The organism is Streptomyces sp. DH24, assembly GCF_029813775.1.
Classification (GTDB): domain Bacteria; phylum Actinomycetota; class Actinomycetes; order Streptomycetales; family Streptomycetaceae; genus Streptomyces.
The window spans coordinates 154,413-162,016 of sequence record NZ_JARVKW010000014.1 but is presented as its reverse complement, the minus strand read 5'-3'; the positions used below and the strand labels follow the sequence as shown (position 1 = coordinate 162,016).

General features: G+C 72.5%; 12 protein-coding genes. 3 read left to right on the top strand and 9 right to left on the bottom strand.

Annotation, left to right across the window (positions count from 1 at the left end):
• The first annotated feature begins 73 nt into the window (after positions 1-73).
• The 3 genes from QC282_RS14370 to QC282_RS14360 all read left to right on the top strand — a co-directional run bounded on the left by QC282_RS14370 (position 74) and on the right by QC282_RS14360 (position 2,729).
• The gene (locus QC282_RS14370; RefSeq protein WP_279549712.1) at positions 74-1,570 is read left to right on the top strand and encodes a bifunctional phosphatase PAP2/diacylglycerol kinase family protein; all 1,497 of its coding nucleotides are present in this window, start codon (positions 74-76) and stop codon (positions 1,568-1,570) included.
• Between the two features lie 123 nt (positions 1,571-1,693).
• Positions 1,694-2,515 (top strand): methyltransferase domain-containing protein, encoded by an 822-nt coding sequence (locus tag QC282_RS14365; RefSeq protein ID WP_279549711.1) that lies wholly within the window; start codon positions 1,694-1,696, stop codon positions 2,513-2,515.
• 43 nt (positions 2,516-2,558) lie between these two features.
• Positions 2,559-2,729, top strand: coding sequence for a hydrophobic protein (locus tag QC282_RS14360; protein ID WP_279549710.1), 171 nt, complete (start codon positions 2,559-2,561; stop codon positions 2,727-2,729).
• Positions 2,730-2,742: 13 nt separating this feature from the next.
• Here the strand turns inward: QC282_RS14360 and QC282_RS14355 are convergent, their stop codons facing one another.
• From QC282_RS14355 to QC282_RS14315, 9 genes are read right to left on the bottom strand one after another with little or no spacing between them, the layout of a single operon-like run.
• A complete protein-coding gene (locus tag QC282_RS14355; RefSeq protein ID WP_279549709.1) occupies positions 2,743-3,027 on the bottom strand; it encodes a gas vesicle protein K in 285 nt (94 codons plus the stop codon).
• The gene (locus QC282_RS14350) at positions 3,024-3,212 is read right to left on the bottom strand and encodes a gas vesicle protein (protein ID WP_279549708.1); all 189 of its coding nucleotides are present in this window, start codon (positions 3,210-3,212) and stop codon (positions 3,024-3,026) included. Before QC282_RS14350 ends, QC282_RS14355 begins: the two co-directional genes overlap by 4 nt.
• On the bottom strand, positions 3,209-3,976 hold the full coding sequence (locus tag QC282_RS14345) for a GvpL/GvpF family gas vesicle protein (protein ID WP_279549707.1): 768 nt from the start codon (positions 3,974-3,976) through the stop codon (positions 3,209-3,211). The genes QC282_RS14350 and QC282_RS14345 overlap by 4 nt, the downstream gene beginning before the upstream one ends.
• A complete protein-coding gene (locus tag QC282_RS14340) occupies positions 3,976-4,347 on the bottom strand; it encodes a gas vesicle protein (RefSeq protein ID WP_279549706.1) in 372 nt (123 codons plus the stop codon). The genes QC282_RS14345 and QC282_RS14340 overlap by 1 nt, the downstream gene beginning before the upstream one ends.
• Positions 4,344-5,432, bottom strand: coding sequence for an SRPBCC family protein (locus QC282_RS14335; protein WP_279549705.1), 1,089 nt, complete (start codon positions 5,430-5,432; stop codon positions 4,344-4,346). Before QC282_RS14335 ends, QC282_RS14340 begins: the two co-directional genes overlap by 4 nt.
• Entirely contained in the window at positions 5,429-6,133 is a 705-nt protein-coding gene (locus QC282_RS14330) for a DNA primase (protein ID WP_279549704.1), read from the bottom strand. The genes QC282_RS14335 and QC282_RS14330 overlap by 4 nt, the downstream gene beginning before the upstream one ends.
• Positions 6,130-6,390 carry a gas vesicle protein GvpG gene (locus QC282_RS14325; protein WP_279549703.1) on the bottom strand — a complete coding sequence of 87 codons (261 nt, stop codon included), beginning with the start codon at positions 6,388-6,390 and terminating at the stop codon, positions 6,130-6,132. The genes QC282_RS14330 and QC282_RS14325 overlap by 4 nt, the downstream gene beginning before the upstream one ends.
• 4 nt (positions 6,391-6,394) lie before the next feature.
• The gene (locus QC282_RS14320; protein WP_279549702.1) at positions 6,395-7,168 is read right to left on the bottom strand and encodes a GvpL/GvpF family gas vesicle protein; all 774 of its coding nucleotides are present in this window, start codon (positions 7,166-7,168) and stop codon (positions 6,395-6,397) included.
• Positions 7,165-7,593, bottom strand: a complete 429-nt coding sequence (locus QC282_RS14315) for a gas vesicle structural protein GvpA (RefSeq protein WP_279549701.1) — start codon at positions 7,591-7,593, stop codon at positions 7,165-7,167. The genes QC282_RS14320 and QC282_RS14315 overlap by 4 nt, the downstream gene beginning before the upstream one ends.
• Positions 7,594-7,604: the final 11 nt, after the last annotated feature.

Genomic DNA, 7,604 nt, shown 5'->3' with positions numbered 1-7,604 from the left:
CCACGTCGACGGCAACGCCCCCCCCCACTGACCCGAACGGCAGGAATCCGCCCCGGCCGGGTACACGCCTCCCATGAGCCCGGACGTAGACTTCACCGCCCTCAAACCCGGTCACCACGTACTGCGGGACCGCCTCCTCGCCCTGGACTGCCGTCTGTTCGAGGCCGCCGCCGCCCGGCACTGGCCCGGGGCCGAGCGCGTGCTCCCCCGGCTGAGCCGCAGCGCGAACCACGGCGTGCTGTGGTTCGCCGTGGCCGCCGGGCTCGCCGCGACCCGCACCCCGCGCGCCCGCCGCGCCGCGGCCCGCGGGCTCGCCTCCCTGAGCCTGGCGTCCCTGACGATCAACACCCTCGGCAAGCGCACCGTGCGCCGCCCCCGGCCCGGGCTGGACGCGGTCCCGGTCGTCCGGCAGCTGAAGCGGCAGCCCATCACGACCTCGTTCCCGTCCGGACACTCCGCGTCGGCCGCCGCCTTCGCGACCGGTGTCGCCCTGGAGTCCCCGGCGTGGGGCGCGGCCGTCGCCCCGGTGGCCGCGTCGGTCGCCCTGTCCCGCGTCTACACGGGCGTCCACTTCCCGAGCGACGTCCTCGCCGGTGCCGCCCTCGGCGCGGGCGCCGCGTTCGCCGTACGGGGCATGGTGCCGACACGTGCCCAACTGACCCCGCCGGCCCGCCCCCGCGCGGACGCCCCCGCGCTCCCGGAGGGCGCCGGACTGGTGCTCGTCGCCAACACGGCCGCGGGCAGCGCCGACCGGGTCCGCTCGCTGCGGGACGCCCTGCCGCGCGCCGAGATCGTCGAGTGCGAGGCGGCCGACGTGCGGGCCGAACTGGAGAAGGCCGCCACTCACGCCGTCGTGCTCGGCGTGTGCGGCGGCGACGGCACGGTCAACGCCGCCGCCGAGATCGCCCTTCGGCACGACGTGCCCCTCGCGGTGCTGCCCGGCGGCACCCTCAACCACTTCGCCTACGACCTCGGCGTCGAGGACGCCCGCGACCTGGCACCCGCGCTGGAGCGCGGCGAGGCCGTGCGGGTCGACGTCGGCCGGTTCGCCTGCGGCGGCAAGCAGGGCGTCTTCGTGAACACGTGCAGTCTGGGCGTCTACCCCGAGCTGGTGCGGGAGCGGGACCGGTGGTCGCACCGCATCGGCAGCTGGCCCGCCGGCGTCCTCGCCGCGCTGCGGGTGCTGCACGGCGGGCGGCATCCGCTGGAGGTCGCGCGGCAGGGCCGGACCCGGCCGCTGTGGCTGCTGTTCGCCGGGAACGGCACTTACCACCGGATGGGCCTGGCCCCCGGGCGGCGCCTCGACATGGCGGACGGGCAGCTGGACGTGCGCGTGGTGCACGGCGGCCGCAAGCCCGCCGTCCGGCTGCTCGCCGCCGCGCTGGCCGGACCGCTGACCCGCTCCCCCGCCCACGCCGCCGTCCAGGTGGGCCGGCTGCGCCTCGACGGCGTCGCGCCCGGCACGCTCCTCGCCTACGACGGGGAGGTCACCGAGGTCGAGGGGCGCGTGACGCTGGAGAAGCTGCCCGAGGCCCTCGTCGTCTACCGGCCCCTGCAGGGGGCTCACTGACGCCCGTCAGTCCACATCGTAATACGGCGGTCTCATTATTCGGTTCGCGGCTCTATCGTTGCGATCACCTCGGCGGGAGTACGACATCCCGCCCAGCCGTGCCGTTCGAAGGGGAGCGCCGTCATGCCGGAAACGCGGGAGACCGCCGTCTACACGCACGGACACCACGAGTCCGTGCTGCGTTCGCACACGTGGCGCACCGCCGCCAACTCGGCTGCGTACCTGCTCGGTTCGATCCGGCCCCACATGAAGGTCCTGGACGTCGGTTGCGGGCCGGGCACGATCACCGCCGATCTGGCGGCGCTGGTTCCCGACGGGCACGTCACCGGGCTCGACCGGGAGCCGGGAATCCTGGCGCAGGCGGCCGCCACCGCAGCCGGGCGGGGACTCACGAACGCCGACTTCGCCGTCGGGGACGTGCACGCCCTGGACTTCCCGGACGAGACGTTCTGCGTGGTCCACGCCCATCAGGTGCTCCAGCACGTCGGCGACCCGGTGGCGGCGCTGCGCGAGATGCGGCGGGTGACGAAACCCGGCGGGTACGTCGCCGTCCGGGACGCCGACTACGCGGCGATGACCTGGCACCCCGAGGTCCCGGGGCTGGACGACTGGCTGGACCTGTACCGCCGGGTCGCGCGCGCCAACGGCGGCGAGCCGGACGCCGGGCGGCGGCTGCGGTCCTGGGCGCTGCGAGCCGGCTTCACCGACGTCGTCGCCACCTCCGGCACCTGGACCTTCGCCACGCCCGAGGAGCGCCGGTGGTGGAGCGGTCTGTGGGCGGACCGCACCCTGGCGTCCTCGTACGCGGTGAGGGCGGTCGAGGGCGGTCATGTCACCGAAGAGGGGTTGCGGCGCGTTTCGGAATCCTGGCGGGAATGGGGGGCGCGGGAGGACGGCTGGTTCGCCGTTCTGCACGGGGAAATCCTCTGCCGGAAACAGGCCTGATTTCAGTTTTTCGGGACACCCGGGGAGCAGGAGGTATCACACTATGGTTCCACTTCTGCTCGTCCTGCTTCTGGCAGTGATTCTTTTCGGTGCCGGATTCGCCGTCGAGATCCTCTGGTGGATCGCGATAGCGGTGCTCGTGCTGTGGCTGCTGGGTTTCCTGGTGCGTGGCACCACGGCAGCCGGAGGCAGGGGCCGTTGGTACCGGTGGTGAGCGGCGCCGGGCGTTAGTCCCGGGGCAGCAGCGGTCCGAGCGGCCCGAGGTCCAGATTGAGGTCCTCGGGCCGCAGTCCGTAGCGGTCCCGGAGTTCTGTCATGCGCTCGTCGAGCAGCATCAGCGTCAGCCCGATCCGCTCCTCCTGCTCCTCGCTCAGGTCGCCCGTGTCGAAGCGGCGCAGGGCCTGCCTCTCCATGAGCTGGCGGAGCAGTTCCACGACGGTCAGGACGAGTTTGACCAGGTCCCGCTCCACGGTGTCGGGTTCGAGGTCCAGCCGGTTGCGGCGGGTCGTCACGTCAACTCCTCCCACGGCGAAGGCACGTTCTCGTTCACGGAGCTGATCAAGGCGTTGAGGTCGATGCGGACGAGGTCCACGTCCGCGATGCGCAGCGTGATGTCGCCCGTGATGACGACCCCGCCGGCCAGCAGCCGGTCGAGGAGGTCCACCAGGGCGACCTCACGGCGTTCCACGACGGTCACACGTCCTCCTGAACGAACGAATAGGCCGCCCACGGGCCGGTGAGTTCCACGCGCATTCCCGGTTCCTCGTCCTTCGTGCGGTCGACCAGTTCCACGAATTCCTCGGACTCGGCACGCGGCACCAGATAGGCGGCGTTGAGTACATTCCGTCCGGCCGCCCCGGAAAGCACCGAGTTCTGGGGATTGTGCAGCCGGGATTCCTCGGCGCGGGCGGAAAGCCTTTCGTGCAGCCGGCTCGCGAACGCTTCCGCCCGCTGCCACATGTCCTCGCTCGCCCGGGCGCGCCGGCGTCGCTGCACGAGGTAGTCGCGGCCCGACGCGGGCCGCTGCGGAGTCTCCTCGGCCCGCGTGTCCGTCTCGGCCTCGGCCTCGGCGTACACCTTCACGCCCCATTCCACCCGGCCGTCGAGCCGTTCCAGGGTGCGCCGGAACTCGTCCTCGCGCTGCTCCAGCATCACGCGTACGCCGCTGTCGTCGCGGAACACGGTGCCGAGCCTCAGCGGCAGCGGCGTGGTGACCGTGGTGAGCGCGTCGATCACACCCTGGTGGGCGCGGGCGGTCGCGGTAAGCCAGTCCAGGTCCTCGAGGTGCCGCCGGAGCGGTTCCTCGGCGAAGTCCCGCTCCGGCACCGTGCTGACGACGGCGACCAGGCCGTGGTGCGTCAGCAGTCCCGGCGGTGCCCCGGCGACCCCGGCGACCTGTGACTGCAGGGCGGCGCCGAAGGGGCGGCAGACGGCGTAGACGTAGCGCAGTCCGGTCGTCATCAGGCGTTCCTCTCCGTCCGGCCCGGGTCGAGGCTTCCGGCCCGGCCGGGCTCCACACTCTCCGCCCGGTCCGGATCGAGCGCGGCGAGGCGCTCGCGCAACTCGGCGTTCTCCCGGGCGAGTTCGTCCCGTCTGGCGCGCGAGGACAGGGCCGGGTCGGTCTCCCACCAGTCGATGCCCATTTCCTTGGCCTTGTCGACGGACGCGACGATGAGCCGCAGCTTCACCGTCAGCAGTTCGATGTCCAGCAGGTTGATGCGGATGTCGCCCGCGATGACCACGCCCTTGTCGAGCACCCGTTCAAGGATGTCGGCCAGGTTGGCGCCGGAGTCGCGGCCGTAGGGGTCGGGCAGTCGGCCGGCTGTCGTCATCGACGGCTCCCGTCCTCGGCGTACGTGCCGTTCTCGTCGGTCTCGTACGCGTTTTCGTCGTCGTCCTCGTCGTCCTCGTACTCGTATGCGTCCTCGGGTACCGCCTCCTCTTCTTCCTCCGGCTCTTCTTCCTCAAGGTCCCCTTCGGCCCCTTCGGCCTCTTCGGCCCTTTGGGTCTGTGTGGACTCTTCCGGTTCGGCGGGCTCCTCGGGCTCTTGGTCCTCCCAGGCGTCCTCCGCCTCGCCCGTGAGGGTGGTGAAGCGGGCGAAGTCCTTCAGGTCCAGCCGGGTCCTGCGGCCCTGGGCACGCCAGAGGTTGCCGGTCTTCTCCAGGAACCCGGACGGGTAGTACTCGATCACCAGCATGACGCGCGTGAGGTTGTCGCCGAGCCGGTGGAAGGAGACGACGCCCCTGGTGGTGCCCTTGGCGCCCTCGGACGACCAGGCGATGCGGTCGTCCGGCACCTGTTCGGTGGTCGTCGCCTTCCCACTGCGCTCGGCCCACCAGACCTTGGCCTGCCGCGCGGTGTGCGTGTCGTCGCCCCGGCTCGCGCTCTTGTCACCCTCGGCGAAGGTGCCGAGGTCCTGGTACCGCGTCCACTGGTCGTAGGCGGTGCGCAGCGGGACACCGACGTCGATGTGCTCGACGATCACCGTGGGCCTGCCCCCGCCGCCCTTCTTGTTCTTCCCGCCCTCGTCCGCCTTCTCCCCGCCCTCGTCGTTGTTCTTCCTGCCTTTGTCGCCGAGGCCCTTGAGCGTGCCGAGGACGTTGTCCTTGGCGTGCGTGGCGCCGGCCTCCAGGACGGAGCGGAGCGGGCCCCTGCCCCGGGTGACCCTGCGGCCGGTGTCCAGGGCGAGCCGGCGGAGGCCCTCGCTCCTGCCCTCGGCGATGTCGGTCAGCCTGACGGTGGTCTCACCGAGTTTGCGTCCGACGCCCACCAGCAGCCGATGCGTCTGGGCGGCGAGGTATTCCAAGAGTTCCGCCCTGAGCCGGTCGGCGGCCTCGCTGTGGGCGACGTCGCCGAGCGGGTTCCTCGTGGCGGCGCCGCGCGCGGTCGGGGCCGCCGGTCCGGGGGCGTCGGTCATTGGTCACCACTCCCCTTCGTCCGGCGGCCCCGGGCGCCCTCGGCGCCGCGTCGCGTGCCGCTCGCCTTCCTGGCGGCGGGCTTTCCGGCCGCCGTGGCCTTCTTCGCCGCCGCCGTCCCGGCGGAGGCCTTCTTCGCCGTCGCCCTCCTGGCCGGGGTCTTCTTCACGGGCGCGGACTTGCCCGTCTGCTTCTTCCTCGCCGGTGCCTTACCGCGCCGCCCCGTCTCGTCGGTGCCCTCGGTGGCCTCGCGGTCGGCGGCCTCGGTGTCCTCGGCGGTCCCGCGCTCGTCACGCGCCTCGGGGCCGTCCTCGTCGTCCCCCGGCTCGTCGTACGCGTCGGGGTCCTCGTCGGCGCCGCGGCGGGCGCCGGGCACCTCGGGGGTCGTGCCGGCGAGCCGGTCGCGCACCCGGGCGGTGCGGCCGTGGAGGCGGTCCGCGAGCGAGTCGAGCCGGCGCTCCACCAGGGCGCCCGAGGCGGCCTTGCCGATGCCGCTCAGGTCCTGCCGCAACTGGTCGCCGATCTCCTTGAACTGCGGGTTCTCCCGCAGCTGACGGGAGACCAGCTCGCCGACCGCCTTCGGGGAGAGGTTCATCCGCTTGCCGGCCACCAGGCCGCCGACGACGAGCGCCACCCTCGCCTTCCTGCTCCGTCCGAGGACGTATCCGGCCCCCACCGCCAGGCCGAGTGCCAGTCGGTTCATCGTGCGGTCCCGCCTGTCCGTGTGCTCATGCGCTCAGCGGCCTCCAACCGGTCGAGGAGTTCGTCCTCGGCGCGGTCGAACTCGTCCTCGGTGATCTCCCCGGACTCCAACCGCTCCTCCAGACGGGACAGTTCGGCCCGTACCGTGGCGGGGTCGTAGTAGATCCGTTCGGCTTCCTGGAGCACCTGCCTGATGGCCCAGGCGCTGCCGCGCACCGGGGCGAACGGCAGCAGCAGCACCTCTGTGACCAGGCCCATGGCGTCACCCCGCCCCGGTGTCCGCACCGCCGGCCGTGGCGCCCGCGGGCTCGGCGGGGCCGGGCTCGACGAAGCTGTACGGCGGGAGCGGGCCGTTCACCCGCACCTCCAGGTGGGGCAGTTCCGCGCGGACGCGCTCCACCGCGGCGAGGAATTCCTCCGCGGAGTCCCGGGGCACGAGGAACGACACGTTGGCGAGCCAGCCCGTGGAGTCGGGGCCCACGCCCACGGCCTCGGCGACCGGTTCGAGGGCGCGCTGGATCGCGACGCCGTCCTCGGTCTCCTTGGCCTTGACGGCGGCCGCCACCGCCTCGCCGAGGCGCAGCTTGTCCTCGTAACTGCCGCCACCGGCCTTCCGGTTGGCCTCCGCGAGGTCGCGGAGCTCCGCGTTCTCGGCCATCACCTGATGCAGGACGGCCTCTTCGACGTGGCTGGCCTTGATGTTGTACTCGACGCAGCCGTCCAGGGCCCGCAGGCGTTCCCGGTAGTGCTCGACGCGCTCGGCGAGCACGCCGGTGACCGACGCGTCGTCCGGGGCGACGCTGCCGAACCTCATGGGCAGCACACAGCCGGCCGCGCCGGCCTCGCTCAGCACGTTCTGGTGGGCGAGCAGATCCCTGCGCTTGGGCCGCAGTCCCTCGGGGGCGTCGCTCACCAGGGCCGACAACTCGCCCTCGGTGAGGATCCGCACCGGGCGGGGCGGGTCGCCGACGCCGCCCATGCCCTCGGGGAGCGCGGGGTGCGAGCTCGCCGTGATGCCGTAGACGTACGTGCTCACTCCTGCTCCTCCTTCCTGCTGCGGGCCGAGGTGGTCTTGCGGGCGCGCCGCGGCTCCTCGGATCCGCTTTCGTCACGAGCCTGCTTGAAGGCCCCGGAGATGGTCTCGGCGGCGCCGGAGAGGGCGCCCTTGGACTTGCCGCGCGCGCCGGACTCGGTGATCTCGCCGACCAGGTCGGGCAGTCCCGGGTTCTTGCGGGGCCCGGCCTCCAGGTCGAGCCGGTTGCACGCCTCGGCGAAGCGCAGGTACGTGTCCACGCTGGCGACGACGACGCGCACGTCGATCTTCAAAATCTCGATGCCCACCAGGGACACGCGCACGAATGCGTCGATGACGAGCCCCCTGTCCAGAACGAGCTCGAGCACGTCGTAGAGGCCGCTGCTTCCGCCTCCGCCGCTGGTCTGTTGTGCCGGTACGACCGTCATGTCGTCCGTTC

What these genes read in the sequence shown, in the direction of transcription:
- QC282_RS14340 (WP_279549706.1), bottom strand. Translation starts at nt 4,347, where the DNA reads ATGACGACAGCCGGCCGACTGCCCGACCCCTACGGCCGCGACTCCGGC.
- QC282_RS14360 (WP_279549710.1), top strand. Translation starts at nt 2,559, where the DNA reads ATGGTTCCACTTCTGCTCGTCCTGCTTCTGGCAGTGATTCTTTTCGGT.
- QC282_RS14345 (WP_279549707.1), bottom strand. Translation starts at nt 3,976, where the DNA reads ATGACGACCGGACTGCGCTACGTCTACGCCGTCTGCCGCCCCTTCGGC.
- QC282_RS14325 (WP_279549703.1), bottom strand. Translation starts at nt 6,390, where the DNA reads ATGGGCCTGGTCACAGAGGTGCTGCTGCTGCCGTTCGCCCCGGTGCGC.
- QC282_RS14370 (WP_279549712.1), top strand. Translation starts at nt 74, where the DNA reads ATGAGCCCGGACGTAGACTTCACCGCCCTCAAACCCGGTCACCACGTA.
- QC282_RS14365 (WP_279549711.1), top strand. Translation starts at nt 1,694, where the DNA reads ATGCCGGAAACGCGGGAGACCGCCGTCTACACGCACGGACACCACGAG.
- QC282_RS14315 (WP_279549701.1), bottom strand. Translation starts at nt 7,593, where the DNA reads ATGACGGTCGTACCGGCACAACAGACCAGCGGCGGAGGCGGAAGCAGC.
- QC282_RS14330 (WP_279549704.1), bottom strand. Translation starts at nt 6,133, where the DNA reads ATGAACCGACTGGCACTCGGCCTGGCGGTGGGGGCCGGATACGTCCTC.
- QC282_RS14335 (WP_279549705.1), bottom strand. Translation starts at nt 5,432, where the DNA reads ATGACCGACGCCCCCGGACCGGCGGCCCCGACCGCGCGCGGCGCCGCC.